15 protein-coding genes and 1 tRNA gene are annotated in these 15,677 nt (G+C 65.4%); 7 read left to right on the forward strand and 9 right to left on the reverse strand.

Going from position 1 to position 15,677, the window contains the following annotated elements:
* Positions 1-501 precede the first annotated feature (501 nt).
* From IWX77_RS12130 to IWX77_RS12150, 5 genes are all read right to left on the reverse strand, one after another.
* The gene (locus tag IWX77_RS12130; RefSeq protein ID WP_196844774.1) at positions 502-1,236 is read right to left on the reverse strand and encodes a hypothetical protein; all 735 of its coding nucleotides are present in this window, start codon (positions 1,234-1,236) and stop codon (positions 502-504) included.
* A 309-nt stretch (positions 1,237-1,545) separates the two neighbouring features.
* Positions 1,546-1,620 (reverse strand) — tRNA-Arg (locus IWX77_RS12135).
* 109 nt (positions 1,621-1,729) lie between these two features.
* On the reverse strand, positions 1,730-2,227 hold the full coding sequence (locus IWX77_RS12140; RefSeq protein ID WP_196844775.1) for an HNH endonuclease: 498 nt from the start codon (positions 2,225-2,227) through the stop codon (positions 1,730-1,732).
* 342 nt (positions 2,228-2,569) lie between these two features.
* Complete coding sequence (locus tag IWX77_RS12145; protein WP_196844776.1) at positions 2,570-3,334, reverse strand: C40 family peptidase; 765 nt, start codon at positions 3,332-3,334, stop codon at positions 2,570-2,572.
* A gap of 333 nt (positions 3,335-3,667) precedes the next feature.
* Positions 3,668-4,387, reverse strand: a complete 720-nt coding sequence (locus IWX77_RS12150) for a metal-dependent transcriptional regulator (protein WP_196844777.1) — start codon at positions 4,385-4,387, stop codon at positions 3,668-3,670.
* 133 nt (positions 4,388-4,520) lie between these two features.
* Here IWX77_RS12150 and serC point away from each other — a divergent pair, with 133 nt between their 5' ends.
* Positions 4,521-5,639, forward strand: a complete 1,119-nt coding sequence (gene serC / locus IWX77_RS12155; protein ID WP_196844778.1) for a phosphoserine transaminase — start codon at positions 4,521-4,523, stop codon at positions 5,637-5,639.
* A gap of 170 nt (positions 5,640-5,809) precedes the next feature.
* Here serC and IWX77_RS12160 read toward each other — a convergent pair whose 3' ends face one another.
* Entirely contained in the window at positions 5,810-6,457 is a 648-nt protein-coding gene (locus IWX77_RS12160) for a DUF3027 domain-containing protein (RefSeq protein WP_196844779.1), read from the reverse strand.
* Entirely contained in the window at positions 6,450-6,830 is a 381-nt protein-coding gene (locus tag IWX77_RS12165) for a cold-shock protein (RefSeq protein ID WP_196844780.1), read from the reverse strand. The genes IWX77_RS12160 and IWX77_RS12165 overlap by 8 nt, the downstream gene beginning before the upstream one ends.
* A gap of 93 nt (positions 6,831-6,923) precedes the next feature.
* On the opposite strand from IWX77_RS12165, the gene IWX77_RS12170 reads away from it, so the two are divergent.
* The 3 genes from IWX77_RS12170 to IWX77_RS12180 all read left to right on the forward strand — a co-directional run bounded on the left by IWX77_RS12170 (position 6,924) and on the right by IWX77_RS12180 (position 10,801).
* Complete coding sequence (locus IWX77_RS12170; RefSeq protein ID WP_196844781.1) at positions 6,924-7,199, forward strand: hypothetical protein; 276 nt, start codon at positions 6,924-6,926, stop codon at positions 7,197-7,199.
* A complete protein-coding gene (locus IWX77_RS12175; protein WP_196844782.1) occupies positions 7,199-9,094 on the forward strand; it encodes a helicase-associated domain-containing protein in 1,896 nt (631 codons plus the stop codon). Before IWX77_RS12170 ends, IWX77_RS12175 begins: the two co-directional genes overlap by 1 nt.
* A 63-nt stretch (positions 9,095-9,157) precedes the next feature.
* Positions 9,158-10,801 (forward strand): DNA repair helicase XPB, encoded by a 1,644-nt coding sequence (locus tag IWX77_RS12180; protein WP_196844783.1) that lies wholly within the window; start codon positions 9,158-9,160, stop codon positions 10,799-10,801.
* 46 nt (positions 10,802-10,847) lie between these two features.
* Here the strand turns inward: IWX77_RS12180 and IWX77_RS12185 are convergent, their stop codons facing one another.
* Entirely contained in the window at positions 10,848-11,552 is a 705-nt protein-coding gene (locus IWX77_RS12185; protein ID WP_196844784.1) for a pyrimidine reductase family protein, read from the reverse strand.
* 48 nt (positions 11,553-11,600) lie between these two features.
* The gene (gene folP / locus IWX77_RS12190) at positions 11,601-12,503 is read right to left on the reverse strand and encodes a dihydropteroate synthase (protein ID WP_196844853.1); all 903 of its coding nucleotides are present in this window, start codon (positions 12,501-12,503) and stop codon (positions 11,601-11,603) included.
* A gap of 153 nt (positions 12,504-12,656) precedes the next feature.
* On the opposite strand from folP, the gene IWX77_RS12195 reads away from it, so the two are divergent.
* The 3 genes from IWX77_RS12195 to IWX77_RS12205 all read left to right on the forward strand — a co-directional run bounded on the left by IWX77_RS12195 (position 12,657) and on the right by IWX77_RS12205 (position 15,612).
* The gene (locus IWX77_RS12195) at positions 12,657-13,349 is read left to right on the forward strand and encodes a response regulator transcription factor (protein ID WP_092112483.1); all 693 of its coding nucleotides are present in this window, start codon (positions 12,657-12,659) and stop codon (positions 13,347-13,349) included.
* A gap of 30 nt (positions 13,350-13,379) precedes the next feature.
* On the forward strand, positions 13,380-15,119 hold the full coding sequence (locus IWX77_RS12200; protein ID WP_196844785.1) for a sensor histidine kinase: 1,740 nt from the start codon (positions 13,380-13,382) through the stop codon (positions 15,117-15,119).
* Between the two features lie 202 nt (positions 15,120-15,321).
* A complete protein-coding gene (locus tag IWX77_RS12205; RefSeq protein ID WP_196844786.1) occupies positions 15,322-15,612 on the forward strand; it encodes a WXG100 family type VII secretion target in 291 nt (96 codons plus the stop codon).
* Positions 15,613-15,677 lie beyond the last annotated feature (65 nt).

A 15,677-nucleotide genomic window follows, 5' to 3' on the forward strand; every position in this document is an offset into this window, starting at 1 on the left:
GGCATGGCCACGTGACTGAGTCATGCGGTGCCCCAATCTCCAAGTCGTGTGCGTCTCGGCGTCGAGAGCCTGCACGATCGCGCAGCTACTTCACGGCGCGCATTTGTCACTCTACGAGTGTGACCACCCTGTGTCCAATGGACACGAGTACAAGATCATCTTTGCGTCTCCCAAGTGCCAACGGCTCCAACGCTGCTGAAGACATCCTGCCGTCGCGCGTGGGCTCATCCGCTGCCCGTAAGACGGACGCCCAACGGATTACCGTTGAAGGTGTGGGCAGTTTTGCGGTTTCCGCACGGCGCCTGAAGACCACAGTCCCGTAAGACCCGTCCGAGAAAATGCCCGGTGAAGGGGGGCTAACCGGGGCAGAAAATAATCCCTGCAATTCGTTACCCAGGACTTCGATCCGCGCCGCTGGAATGACGGCCATCAGCAGCCACCACACTCAGCTCGCGGCACTCCGACCGGCGCGCCGAGGGCTGCTGTTCTTACGCGTGGTACTCAGGCGCGGGCACGAGCACGAGCAGAACTGTCCCAGGCTCCGCCGTCGTCCAGTTGTGCTGCTGCCTCGAGTTGAACGGCGTGGTCGCCGGCGTCGAGGTTGGGGCCGATCCAGATGCCTCGCGCGTCGAAGCAGGGGTAGGAGACCAGCCGTGGGCGTTCGGTGCGCACGAGCCGTTTGTCGGCCTCGCGGGTGATGGCGCGATGGGCGTCGGCCGTGCAGAAGTACGCGACCCGGTCGACGTCCTCGTGCACGAGGCGGTAGGCGTGGTTGGTCACGATCTTCTGGTAACGCTGCCACGTCTCGGGCGTCAGCTCCACCTCGACGAGCTCGACGATGCCGTCCCGACTGGCGACGCCATCGGCTTGATGCTCACGGTGTCCCGCCGGTTGGCGATCCCGCCGCCACGTGAAGCCCTGCGCCAAGTATCGTGCCGACACCGGCGCGACGGCGACCTCGTGTCGGGTGGTCTGCCGAAACAAGCTCGGCGGCGGCTTGCCGATCGCCAAGCGGGTGGCCCACACGATTGATCCGTCCCGATAGGTCGGCCGGGACCGATCCAGCCAGCCGATGGCCGTCATGCGCGCCACCCACATTTGTGCCCGCCGCAAGCTCAGCGGCTGGCCGGCTCCCGCGAACGCGCCGAGAGCCCCGCGCACCGCCTCCACGTCGGCCAACCGGACAACGTCGAGCCATTGCACCATCGCCTCGTCACGCTCGGTGATCTGCACCACAATTCTGCCTTTCGCTTTGACGCAGCCTTATGGAAATGATTCTGCAGTTGACCACCGACATTCACTTGGGGCCGGCGTCACGGTGCAGCGCTCAACTGGTTACCGCGTACTCGGAACACGGGCATTCTGTGAGCACTGACCATCTCGATTGACCACGCCCAGCTCGATACATTCTTGGCTCGCTCTCGCTCATGGTTTTGCTCTACATCGATCGTTGCCTCGCGTCTTTTATGTGGGCAAACGGCCATTCCTGAGAATTACGAAAACCCTACAGCCCAGTGTTTACAAGGGATGCAGGGCCGTAAAGTGTGGTGCCCCTGGAGGGATTCGAACCCCCAACCGTTTCCTTAGGACGGAACTGCTCTTCCGTTGAGCTACAGAGGCTGACTTACAAAGTTTAGCCGCAACCGGTCGCGGCTGCGCTGCACAGGCTCGGCGGAGTCGACGGGGGGTCTCGACGACGGGGCGTGCTGGGCTCGACCAACGGGGGCACTCAGGCGGCCGGGGCCAGGTAGGCGTGCCATTCCTGTTCGGGTCGCTCAACGCCGCGCACGATCCAGGTTGTTCCCTGCGGCATGCGGGGCGTGAAGCGCAGTTTCCACCCCATCTCGGCCGGGGTGTGGTCGCTTTTGAGGTTGTTACAGCGCAGGCAGCAGGCGGCGAGGTTGTCCCAGGTGTCGCGGCCACCGCGCGAGCGCGGCAGCACGTGGTCGATGGTGGCCGCTGACTTGCCGCAGTAACAGCAACGGTGGTCGTCGCGGCGCAACACCCCGCGGCGACTCACCGGCACGAGGCGCGACATCGGGATGCGCACGTACCGCGTGAGCAGTATGACGCTCGGGCGATCCCACGAGCCGGAGGCCGCGAAAACGGGGTGATTCTGATCGGACTGCACGATTGTCGCCTTCTGGTTCATCACCAGAATGAGCGCTCGCTTGAACGAGACGACGGCGAGGGGCTCGTAGCCCGCATTGAGTACCAGTGTGCGCATGCGCTCCCTTTCGAAGGAGGCTGGACGGCTTCCAGCCATTCGAACTACATCCGATGCGTAAAGAACAAAAGCATGACGGAGCGAAAATGTGTACAAAAAAAGGCGTCGTCACAATGACAACGCCTTCGGGCCGCTCACGCAGCTCTTTTCGCTCTGACAACTATGCCGAAAGCACTCGCGACCGCGCACATCCATGGTGTGGATAGTGCGTCGCTCATGCATGGGCTCTCCTTATACCTACAATTACATCAGGGCACTAGGTTAACCCACAAATGGCGCAACAGGTGAACCTGTGTGCGCCGTTTGTGTGAGCTTTTACCGAGAGTTCACCCCACGGGCACCCTAGATGCCGATCCGCACGATGTAGTAGTCGCTGGTCCAGATGGGCTGAATCCGCACGGACTGGCCGGTGTACGGGGCGTGCAGAATGTTTCCGTTGCCCGCGTAGAAGCCGTCGTGGCCGTCCATGATCACGAGGTCGCCGGGCACGGCATCCTCGATGGCAATGCGGGTGCCGGCTGCGCCCTGACCCACCGAGGAGTGCGGCAGGCTGATGCCGAACTGCGCGTACACATACATGATGAAGCCGGAGCAGTCGAAACCGGCCGGGGTGGCTCCGCCAAAGACGTACGGCACGCCCTGATACTGCGAGGCCACATTGAAAACGGATGCGAGATCGACATTCGGGTAGGCCGGCTTCGACAGGTAGTCGGCAGCGCTCGGGCCGGAGTAGCTCGCGGCGTAGGAGGTCATCTGCGCGGCAACTTCAACGCGGCGGGTTTCCGCTGCGGCTGCGGCGGCGGCAGCGGCGGCAGCAGCGGCCAGTTCTTCGGGGGTGGTAGCGGTGAATCCTTCGCGAGCGACACTCACGGTTGCGGACTGCGCATCAACCTCAACGGCCTGCGCCTGTGCCTTGGACATCTCCGTGGACTCGCTGGCCCTGAAGGACGCGTCCTTGGAACCGGGAGCGAATGCATAGGCGGGGAGGGCCATTGTGGCGACCAGGCCGGTAGCGAGGGTCATGACGACGATATTGGCGATGCCGCCACGGCGCTTCTTCGCGGCCACGCGCGGCAGGACTCGTTGGCTGTGTGCCGACGATTCCACTGTTTCCAGTGAATCGGATGTTCGACTCAGCCCGCGCCGGGACCTTCTCGTTCCTGATGCAGCCAAAGTTTTAACCTCCGGCGCCTCGACAACACTAGGTTGTTGTCCCGTCACTTCGCTGATCGCGGGTGTGTTCTTAGATCAAGAGACGGGGCAAGCAGGCGTCTTGACTGGAGTCCTTCGAGCGTTTCTGGTCTGTGGGACATCCCCGAGGCTACAAGAACGAGGCCCATTTGTCACCCTGAAGCGGTACTTTTCTAACGGATTGGTAACGGGCCAGCCGAAAGGTCGAGACAACTGGCTCGATTCACCGAGCAGCGAATCGGCTTGATGTCAGTGAGCGACCGGCACAAAGCCGGTTGGAGTGGTGACAAAAATATGGCTGGCGACCTCGTGCGGCAGTTCCAGACCGGCACCGAAACCCTCGACCTGAACTAGAACGTACGATCCGGCGGCCGAAAACACCCCGGTTGCGCCCGGCATCAGGCCACTCTGCTTGAGCTGCAGCAGCAGCTCGGGGTCGAACTGCACCGGTTCACCGAGACGACGGATGACCGCCGTCACCGGCACGGTCGAATTCGCGACCACCGACAGCACGTTGGTCACGCCGGCCATGAACGCGACCGCCGGGGAATCACCGAGTTCATCCAGGCCGGGGATCGGGTTGCCGTAGGGCGATTCGGTCGGGTGGCCGAGCATCTCCAAAATCTTGCGTTCGACCTGCTCGCTCATCACATGCTCCCAGCGGCACGCTTCGTCGTGAACGAACTCCCACTCGAGCCCGATCACGTCGCTCAGCAGCCGCTCGGCCAGGCGATGCTTGCGCATCACGTGCACGGCCTTGCTGCGGCCGGCCGGGGTGAGTTCCAGGTGCCGGTCGCCGGACACGACGACGAGGCCGTCTCGTTCCATGCGGGCGACGGTCTGCGAGACCGTCGGGCCGGAATGACCGAGCCGTTCGGAGATACGGGCCCGCAGGGGCACGATCTGCTCCTCCTCCAGGTCGAGGATCGTGCGGAGATACATTTCGGTGGTGTCGATCAGATCGCTCATCCGCAGCCCTTCATTCGGCTCGTGCGCGCACCGTTCATCGAGTGGCTGAAAGGTGCTTCGTTGGCGGCCTCGGCAATGGCCCGCACAGCGTCACCAGCCTACCTGCCCGTGGCGGGGCAACTAGAATCGCCGTATGGCCGACCTATTGATACCCACCGATCTGCTCCCCCTCGATGGACGATTCGGCTGCGGCCCATCGAAAATCCGGCGTGAACAGCTCGACCACCTGCTCGGATTCGGCACCGGCGTGCTCGGCACTTCGCACCGCCAAGCACCCGTGAAAGACCTCGTCGGTCGCGTGCGCGCCGGCCTGGGCGAGCTGTTTCGCATTCCCGACGGCTACGAAGTTGTGCTCGGCAACGGCGGCTCGACCGCGTTCTGGGACGCCGCCGCCTTCTCCCTCATCGAAAATCGCGCACAGAACCTGGTCTTCGGCGAGTTCGGTGGCAAATTCGCCAAGGCGGCCGCTGCCCCGTGGCTCGAGGCTCCCGACGTGATCAAGGCCGACACCGGCTCACGCAGCGATTTCGTCGTGACGGGCGGCATCGACGTTTACGCCTGGCCCCAGAACGAGACCTCGACCGGCGTCATGGCCCCGGTCACTCGCGTCGCCGGCGATGCCGGCGCCCTCACCGTCATCGATGCGACGAGCGCGGCCGCTGGCATCGACTTCGATGCCAGCCAAGCGGATGTCTACTACTTCGCCCCGCAGAAAAACCTCGCCTCCGATGGCGGACTGTGGATCGCGCTGTTCTCCCCGGCGGCCATCGAGCGCGTTGAACGCATCGCCGCGAGCGGCCGGTACATTCCGGAGTTCCTCAGCCTCAAGAACGCCGTCGACAACTCGCGCCTGAACCAGACGCTGAACACGCCGGCCATCAGCACGCTGTTGTTGATGGAGAACCAGATCGACTGGATCAACCAGAGCGGCGGGCTGGCGTGGGCGTCTGCGCGCACGCAGGCGTCGTCATCCGTTCTCTATGACTGGGCGTCGGGTGTCGACTACGCGACCCCGTTCGTGGCCGACCCGACGCACCGTTCGCAGGTCGTCGTCACGATCGACTTCGATGACGCCATCGACGCCTCCGCGATCAGCAAGACGCTGCGCGCCAACGGCATCGTCGATACCGAGCCCTACCGCAAGCTCGGCCGCAACCAGCTGCGCATCGGAACCTTCACCGCGATCGACCCCGAAGACGTCAAGAGGCTCGTGGCGTCGATCGAGCATGTCGTCGCACACCGCGGCAACTAAAAAGCAAAGGTCGGGTCATGCGTCTCTGGTTGAAAGACAGCGAACGTCGGCCCGATCCGCTGCCCGCGAGAACGGATGCCCGCAAGGCACTGTTCGCCGGCACCCTGCTCTGGCTGGTTGCTCTCGGCGCCGCGCTCATCGCCCCGTGGGCGGCGCCGCAAACTTTGGAGCTAGGGGCGGCGAGCGCGGCGGGAACGGGTTGGTGGCTGTGGTGCACTGTGATCGGCCTTGGCCTCGGCCTCGGCGGTCTCGTCTGGGTTCAGCTCCGCCGCCGCTAACGCCTCATCGAAGTCGATGCCGTCGAGGGCGTCGAGTGAGTCCTCCGCATCGTCCTCCACCGACTCTGCGTCGTCATCGGAGTCGTCGTCGTCATCATCGTCTGACTCGTCGTCGTCAGAACCATCATCTGACTCGTCGTCATCGTCGTCCGAGTCATCGTCGTCCGAGTCATCGTCGTCCGAGTCATCATCGTCGGCATCCGCTGCGATATCGTCGTCGACGAGACGATCCGACCACGGCACCCACTCGGGTGCGATCAGGGAATCGTCGCCGGGCGTGAGCTCGGTTTCGAGAACCTTCGGCTCGGAGTTCTGGTCGACCCGTGCGAGGCTGACCGTCCAACGCCACCCCGGGTAACCGGTCATCAGGCAGTCGAACAACAGCGACACCACGAGGTCGCCCTCGTCGATGTGTCCGATGACCTCGCCGATGGTGTCGTCGGTCGTGATCTCCAGCAAAGCCGTGCGCGCCAAACCAACGGCCGCGAGCAGGGTGGCGTCGGTGGATTGCAGAGTGGATTGCGGGGTCGTCTCAGGCATCCAGTTCCTCGGCAACCTTGCGCAGCATCGCAGCGATCTTCTTGCTGTGGCTGCTCTCGGGGTAGCGTCCGCGCTTGAGATTGGTGCCGATACCGTCGAGCAGCTTCACCAGATCTTCCACGATGATGGCCATATCATCGGCCGGCTTGCGGTTGAACTTGCTCAGGCTCGGCGGTGCTTCGATCACGCGTACCGAGAGTGCCTGGGCGCCGCGTTTGCCGTCGGCGATACCGAATTCGAGCTTCACGCCGGCCTTGACGGTTACGCCGGAGGGCAGGGCGGAAGCGTGGAGGAAGACCTCGTGGCCGTCATCGGATGTGATGAAGCCAAAGCCTTTCTCCTCGTCGTAAAACTTGACCTTGCCGGTGGGCATCTGAACCTCACTGAGTTTTAGGCGCACAGAAGTGCGCGGGGTGTGCTACCAGCATATTCGGTTGCGGCACCGACGTGCCCGTATCCTTAGCCTGTGATCAATCAAACTCCCCAACCCGTCAGCCGGCTTGAACGTGTTCTCGCTTACATGGTGGCGAGCGTGGTCGGGTTGTCGATTCTCGCCTTTCTCGCGGTCATCATCGCGACGGCGATGGGCGTCGGCCAGAATGACGGATTCAGCCGTGGCATCTGGCCGCCGATCTTCATTCTGCCCCTCTACGGCCTGCCCGCCGGGTTCGTGCTCATCATCTCTCTCATGGTCTCCGTGGGAGTTCGTCGCAGTCGCGAAGCTCGACGAGACCGCGAGTAATGCTCGGGCTCGCATCGAGACTTCGTGCTCTGCCCGATGCCGAGCTGCGGCGCGTTATCGGGGTGCGGGACGTTTCTACCAGCGGCATCCACGACTTCTTCGATCTCGCGGAGGCCTTGCTCGATTCCAGAAGTATCCAGCTGGCCCTCAGCCACCTGGACCGCTCGACGCTCGCCGTTCTGGCCGTGGCGGGGCAACTGACGAGTAGTGGTTCCGTGCCCTCCCTAAACGCTGTGACCAGTCGGCTGTGCGCGTTGGGTTCGGCTGAGGTCGCGCTCACCGATGTGGCCCGCCGGGTCGACACCCTGCACACCCTCCTTCTCGCCGACCACAACGACGGACGCTGCATCCCCTACGACGCCGTCTCAGCCCACCTGGCAACGTGGCCGGCACAGGGCCTTCCGGGGGTGGCCGACCTGGCCACCACCCTCCCCCCGGCCGTCCTGGCTGCCGTTGCCGACACCGAGATTGTCTTTATCGACCAGCTGGCCACCGAACGCGCCTTCGCGGTCGTGTCGTCGATCGCCGAGCTGGTCAACGATCTGAGCCGCGAGCCCGCCCGAGAACTCAGCCGGGGCGGTCTCGGCCTGCCCGACACCAAGCGGCTGGCCGCCGTCATGACGGTCGACGTCGACCTGGTTGCCCCGATTCTGGCCCTGGCCTCACGGGCCGACCTGCTCGCCCGCTCCGACGGCTACTGGATGGAAACCGAGGCCGGCGAAGCCTGGCTGCTTGAGCGCACGACCGCTCGCTGGGCCGCCCTCGCCGCGGCCTGGCGGGCGGCGCTCCCGTCGATCGTGGCCGACATTCTGCCGCGGCAGGCCGGTCTGCTCTGGGGCGACGGCCTCACCGCGTTCATCGCCTGGCTCTACCCGGCCGGCGGCGAGTGGATGCTGTCCCAGCTGACCCAGTTCGCCCGCGACGCCGAATTGCTCGGTATCACCGCCCACGACACCACCAGCACGGCCGGCGCCAGTGTGCTGCGCAGCGACCCGGAGGCGGCTGTCGCCACCATGGCGACCGCGCTGCCGGCCGAAGTCGGCGCCGTGTATCTGCAGCACGACCTCTCGATCGTCGCGCCCGGTCCGCTCGCTCCCTCGATCGACGCCCGCCTGCGCGGCCTGGCCGACGTGGAAAGCCGAGAGCTGGCGTCGAGTTATCGCATCACCGCGGCATCCGTTAATCGCGCCCTGGCCGCGGGTGAGAACGCCGCGTCGCTGCTCGCTTTTCTCGCGTCGATCTCGCTCACCGGAATTCCGCAGCCGGTTGATTACCTCATCAACGAATCGGCGTCCCGGTACGGCCGGGTGCGGGTCGGCAATTTCGCTGGAGCCGCGACCGCGCCGGTCGCCCCGGTCGGCGACAACACCGTCTTTCTGAGCTACGTCTCCTCAACGGATGCCGCGCTGCTCGGCACCCTGGCCGTCGACCAGACCCTGGCCCCGCTCGGGTTCGTGCGCGCCGGGGACGGCGCGCACCTGCTCAGCCGCTTCGCCGGCGACGCCGTGTTCTGGGCACTCAGCGACGCGCGCTATCCGGTTGCCGCCGAAAACAACCTCGGCGAGATCGTGCACCTGCGCCGACACCAGATCGCCCGGGTCATCACTCTCGTTCCGACGGTCGACGCCGCCCTGAGCCTGGTCGAGAAGCTGCGGGTCGGCGCCGACAGCACGGTGTCGGTAGCGGATGCCTGGCTCGCCCGCCAACTGGACACCGCCATCAAGGCCAAGCAGACCATCCTGGTCAGCATTGCGATGCCCGGCGGCGCGGTGGTGGACTACCTGCTCGAACCGGCCAGCGTCAGCAACGGACGTTTTCGGGCCCGCGACCGGCGCGCCGACATTGAGCGCACCCTGCCGCTCCGGAGCATCCGCAGTATCACCCCGGCCCCCTGACCCGCTGCGTGGATACCGGCCGCGTGCCGGGACCGACTCCAGACGGGCGTAGAATTGGGGGCTATGTCTGATGGCCCCCTGATTGTCCAAAGTGACCGCACGGTGTTGCTCGAAGTCGCCCACCCTCTTGCCGAGGATGCTCGTCACGACCTCGCCGTGTTTGCCGAGCTGGAACGAGCCCCCGAGCACATCCACACCTACCGCATCACGCGGCTCGGCCTGTGGAATGCCCGTGCGGCCGGGCACGACGCGTCGGACATGCTCGCCACGCTCGAGAAGTATTCCAAGTTCGCCATACCGCAGACGGTCCGCGTGGACATCACCGAGACGGTCGGCCGTTACGGCCGACTCGTCATCGAACGCGACTCCGAGGGCGCTCTCGTGCTGCACAGCAGTGACCAGGCCGTGCTCACCGAGATTGCCGGCGCGAAGCGCATCGCACCACTGTTGATCGGGCATCCGTCGCCGGAGTCATACCTGGTCGAGCCGTGGGCGCGTGGCCAGCTCAAGCAGGAGCTCGTGAAGCTCGGCTGGCCGGCCGAAGACCTCGCCGGGTACACGCCGGGCACCCCGCACGACATCGCCCTGAAGGAGGACGGCTGGGCGCTGCGCGACTATCAGAACAAGGCCGTCGCGAGCTTCTTCGATGGCGGCAGCGGCGTGGTCGTGCTGCCCTGCGGCGCCGGCAAGACCCTCGTCGGAGCCGGCGCGATGGCCACCGCGAAGACCAACACGCTCATTCTGGTGACCAACACCGTCTCGGCCCGCCAGTGGCGTGACGAGCTGCTCAAGCGCACCACGCTGACGCCGGAGGAGATCGGCGAGTACTCCGGCCAGGTGAAAGAGGTCAAGCCGGTCACCATCGCGACGTACCAAATTCTCACCGCGAAGCGCAAGGGCGAGTACGCCCACCTCGAACTGCTCGACGCCATGGACTGGGGCCTGGTGATCTACGACGAGGTGCACCTGCTGCCCGCGCCCGTGTTCAAGCTCACCGCTGAGCTGCAGGCCCGCCGCCGTCTCGGCCTCACCGCCACGCTCGTGCGCGAGGACGGCCGCGAGGGCGACGTATTCAGCCTGATCGGCCCGAAGCGGTTCGACGCCCCGTGGAAGGAGATCGAAGCCCAGGGCTTCATCTCCCCGGCCAACTGCTACGAGGTGCGCATCGACCTGCCGCAGTCGGAGCGGCTCAGCTACGCCGCTGCGGCAGACGACGACCGCTACCGCTTGGCCGCGACCGCACCGGCCAAGCTCGGCGTGGTGCAGGCTCTGATTGCGAAGCACGAGGGCGAGCGCATCCTCGTGATCGGCCAGTACCTTGACCAGATCGACGAACTCGCCGCGGTCTTGAACGCTCCGCAGCTCACCGGCGCCACCCCGATCGATGAACGCGAACGGCTGTACCAGGCGTTTCGGGTGGGCGAGGTGAAGGTGCTCGTCGTGTCGAAGGTCGCGAATTTCTCGGTCGACCTCCCCGAGGCTACGGTGGCCATCCAGGTGTCTGGGGCGTTCGGCTCCCGCCAGGAGGAGGCCCAGCGCCTCGGGCGGCTGCTGCGCCCCAAAGAGTCGGGACTGTCGGCGAACTTCTACACCCTCGTCGCCCGCGATACCGTGGACCAGGACTTCGCGCAGAACCGCCAGCGTTTTCTCGCCGAGCAGGGCTACAGCTACACGATTCTCGACGCGCAGAGCCTCGAGGCCGCGTAGCCGTTGGTCACAGACGGGCTCGACGGGCTCGACCAACGAGCGCAGGTCACGCCCGTTCGTAGCGCAGAAAGAGCATGTCGCCGGCGGGCAGAGCGTGTAGCAGTGTCATCGGGCGACTGATCTGCGCCCCGCCGCTCGCGATGCGGCTGGCCGGGCCGCCCTCGAGCACCGGGCTCAGGCTCAGACACAGCTCGTCAACGCAGTCCGCCTCGATCAGGGCGCCGAAGAGGTGCGGGCCACCCTCGCAGAGAATCTGCGGCATTCCGCGCACGGCGAGCGCGAGCACCATCGCGACCGGATCGATCTCGGTCTCGCCGCAGATCAACACGTCGGCCACCTCGGAAAGGGCCGCCAGCCGCTCGGCCGGCGCGGCCGCGTGCGTCAGAACCAGCGGTCGCAGCGGGGAATCGGTAAACACCCCGTGCGCCGGGTCGAGGTCGAGCCGCGACGAAACGATCGCAACCCGTGGCTGAGGCGGCCAGCCCTGCAGGTTGCGCCACGACGCATCCGCTGCACTTGCGTGGATGCCGCCATACCCCTCCGCGCGCACCGTGCCGGCCCCGACCAGAATCACGTCAGTGAGCAGCCGCAGCGTATCGAAAACGAACTTGTCGTCCGCATTGCCGAGGGCGCCGCTGCGGCCGTCGTGGGTGCCCGCGCCGTCGAGGCTCGACACAAAATTCATTCGCACCCGCGGCTCGGTGCGGTTACCGATCCAATACTTGGCAATGAGCTCTTCACGATTCAACACGGGTCAGCCTCCGTCATAGGTTGTGGCGCGGTCAAGGGTTGTGGCGGGTTACAGGTTGTGACGCTCGTAGGCAGGCTCACGAAACCCGAGTACGGCCTCGGTCATGCGCACGGCATCGACGGCGGCGCGCACGTTGTGCATGCGCACGATGCGGGCACCCTGCAGAATGCAGACGACCGCGGCCGCGAGCGAGCCCTCGACGCGTTCGCCGCGTGGCCGGTCAAGGCTCTCCCCCACGAAGTCCTTGTTGGAGACGGCGACCAGCGTCGGCAGGCCGAGCCCGGTGATCTCGCCAAGCCTGCGCGTGATTTCAAGCGAGTGCCGGGTGTTCTTGTTCAGGTCGTGGCCCGGGTCAATGATGATCCGCTCCCGCGGCACCCCACGCCCGATGGCACGGTCGACCCGGGCCAGCAGAAAGCCGCGGACCTCGGCGACGACATCGTCGTAGCGGGGTGAGGGATACGGCATCCGTGGCGCGGCCAGGCTGTGGGTGATCACGAGGGTGGCGTCGCTGTCAGCGACGACGTCGGCCATCGCCGGGTCGTGCACGCCGGTCGTGTCGTTGATCACGTGAGCCCCGGCGGCGATGCTCGCGGCCGCCACGGCGGGGTGAAAGGTGTCGACCGAGATGACGACGCCCGATTCACGCAGCGCCTCGACCACCGGCACCACCCGGTCAATCTCCTCATCGATCGGCACAGCCGGTCCCGGCGCGAACTTGGCACCACCAATGTCGATCCAGTCGGCCCCGTCGGCAATGGCCTGATGGGCCGCTCCAACGGATGCGTCGAGCGCGAACGTTGCGCCCCGGTCGTAGAACGAGTCGGGAGTACGGTTAATGATGGCCATCACGGCGACCTCGCGATCGAAGTCGAAAATGCGGCCGCCGATCAGGCGGCGCGGGGCATCGAGTTGTGGCAACACGATTCCCGAAGCGACGGTGGTTCTCATGCTGGTCATAGCGGTCCTCACCCTTGGAACAAGTCGATCACTGCCTTCCATCATGTCGGTAATTCGCCCCGCCCATGGGATCATCGGCCACCTATCCCACCACACACCGTTCACTCTCAGCAAAGCCCCAGCTAACGCGCAGATACTAGGGTCATGACTGACGGCCCCCGCATCCTTATCGTCGACGACGAACCGAACATCCGCGATCTTCTGACCACCAGCCTCCGCTTTGCCGGATTTGCTGTGCGTGCCGTCGGCAACGGCGCCCAGGCAATTTCTGCAGTGCTTGAAGAGGAACCCGACCTCATCATTCTTGATGTCATGCTGCCCGACATGAACGGTTTCGGGGTCACCAAGCGCCTGCGCTCCGCGGGCTACACGGCCCCGATTCTGTTCCTCACGGCCAAGGACGACACCGAAGACAAGATCACCGGCCTCACCGTCGGTGGCGATGACTACGTGACCAAGCCGTTCAGCCTCGACGAGATCGTCGCCCGCATCAAGGCCATCCTGCGCCGGACCATGCACGCCGACGAAGATGCCGTGATCCGCGCCGGCGAACTCACCATGGACCAGGACACCCACGAGGTTCTCGTGGGTACCGAGGCCATCGAGCTGAGCCCCACCGAGTTCAAGCTACTGCGCTACCTCATGCTGAACCCCAACCGAGTCCTGTCGAAGGCGCAGATTCTCGACCACGTCTGGGAGTACGACTTCAACGGTGACGCCGGCATCGTCGAGAGCTACATCTCCTACCTACGCCGCAAGGTTGACGTGCACTCGAGCGAACCGCTCATTCAGACCAAGCGTGGCTTCGGCTACATGCTCAAGGCTGCCAAGGCTTAGTCACAGAGAGCTTTCGTAGACTAAAGCCCCATGCACGAAACCCTGTCCAGGCGGTGGAGCAGCATCTCCCTCCGTTCCAAGATCACCGGTGTCACGGTGCTGATGCTCACGCTCGGCCTGCTCGTTTCGGGTATCGGCACCATGGCCATGCTCAAGCAGTACGTGGTGACCCAGGTCGACACGCGGCTCCAGGTCGACACGCAGACCGCGCTCAGCGGCTATTCGTCGAGCGTGTTCTCGCAGGGTGACACCGAGGGAGTCGCCTCGGACTACTTCGTAGCCTTGTACGACCAGGACGGCGACCTGATCACGCGCACCTGGCAGGAACGCGACCACTCCGAACTGCCGGTCGTGGGCATGCCGCTCGACCTGAAGCGGGTGTCGCAGCTCGACGGGCAGATCCAGACGCTGTGGGATGCTGCCCACGACACCGAGTTTCACGCGATCATGGTTCCCGTGGTGATCAGCCCGACCGGCACCTACGGCACCCTCGTGATGGCCGTGTCATTACGGCCGACCGAGAACACCATGGCCACCTATCTCACGATCTTTCTGGGCTTCGGCGCCGGGGTCGTCTTGATCGGGGCCATGCTCACCCGGGTACTCGTCACGACAACGTTCGTACCGCTGCGCGAGGCGGAACAGACCGCCGCCGCCATCGCCGACGGGGACTTCAGCCAACGCCTCGGTGGTGCCACCCCCAACACCGAGGTCGGTCGCCTCAACCGTTCGCTCAACATCATGCTCAGCCGCATCGACCGAGCCTTCAAAGACCGCGCCCGCACCATCGACCAGATGCGCCGTTTCGTCGGCGATGCGAGCCACGAATTGCGCACGCCCCTCGTCTCGGTGCGCGGCTACGCCGAGCTCTACCGCATGGGCGCGCTGCAGACCCCCGACGATGTCGCGCAGGCCATGGAACGCATCGAAAAAGAGGCCATTCGCATGGGCGGGCTGGTCGAAGACCTGCTCGAACTGGCCCGTCTCGACGAGACCAAGCCACTGGCCCTGACCCCGGTCGACCTCGTTCCGCTCGCTCGCGACGCCGCCCTCGACGCCATGGCGAGTTCCCCGGGCCGCCAGGTCACCGTGCTCACTCCCCCGCCGGTTATCGGGCCGCTCGATGCAGGTCTGGACCGCGACCTGCATCTTGACGACGACTCCGGTGAAATTCTGCCGCACGAGAACGACGCGTCGGAGAGCATGACCACGGGCGCGATCACCCGGCCGTCGGGAACCGGCACACCGACCGGGGCCATCGCCTTCGCGGGCGCCACCCTGGCCCGGCTGCGCACCCGCAAGCCCCGCCGGGGAGCCGCCGTGCTGCCCGACGCCGAGGTCACCGTGCTACCGATCGAGCCGCAACTGCCGCCGATCGTCATGGCCGAGGAGAACAAGATTCGCCAGGTCATCACCAACCTGATGGGCAATGCCATGCGCTTCACCGCCTCGGACAGCCCGATCGAACTCGAAATCATGGTCGACCCACGTACCCAGCGGGCATCGATCGCCGTGATCGACCACGGCGAGGGCATCGCGCCGCAGATTCGGGAGAAGATTTTTCAGCGCTTCTGGCGAGCCGACTCGTCCCGTGCCCGCGAAACCGGTGGCAGCGGCCTCGGACTCGCCATCGTCGCCGCAATCATCGCGAGCCACAACGGCTCCGTCGATGTCGTCGACACCCCGGGCGGCGGCGCAACCTTCCGAGTCTCCCTCCCCCTTGCCGGCACGCCGAGCGCGCCGCAGCACGCCCAGCCCGTCATTCCCTAGACCCACGCCCGTCGCTCCCGCAGCCGAACCTCGCGGCCGTTCTCCGGCGACCGCCACCGCCGCACCGGGCAGCGGCGGGTCCTGCACAGGCCGTGGTTGACAGCATCCGCTCACAGATGCGCGCCCGTCGAGCGGATGCCGACCGCCCATCTTCTACGCTCACAGTCACCAACCACACTGTTATGCAGGAGAAGGGCACACTATGACGAGCTTCCAGGTCGATAGCGATGCGGTGCAGAACACCGCGAGCGTCGCCCGCGGCACCATCGCGCGGGTGCAGGCAGATGTCGGCGATCTCAACGCCCAGCTCACGAGCCTCGAAGGCTTCTGGACCGGCCAGGCCTCCGCCGCTTTTCAAGGGACATTCGCCGAATGGCGCACCATGCACCAGCAGCTGGAGGAGAGTCTGACCCTGCTCAACCAGGCGTTGAGCATGGCTGGGCAGCAGTACGCCGAGACTGAGCAAGCCAACACGCGTCTGTTCGCGCGGTAGGGCGGGCCCAGTCGCGCACGGGGCATCCGTTTTGACGGCGGGCACCAGATCAGGCGCCGACCCGT

Origin of the sequence: Cryobacterium sp. CAN_C2 (assembly GCF_015751745.1) — a bacterium.
Lineage (GTDB): Bacteria > Actinomycetota > Actinomycetes > Actinomycetales > Microbacteriaceae > Cryobacterium.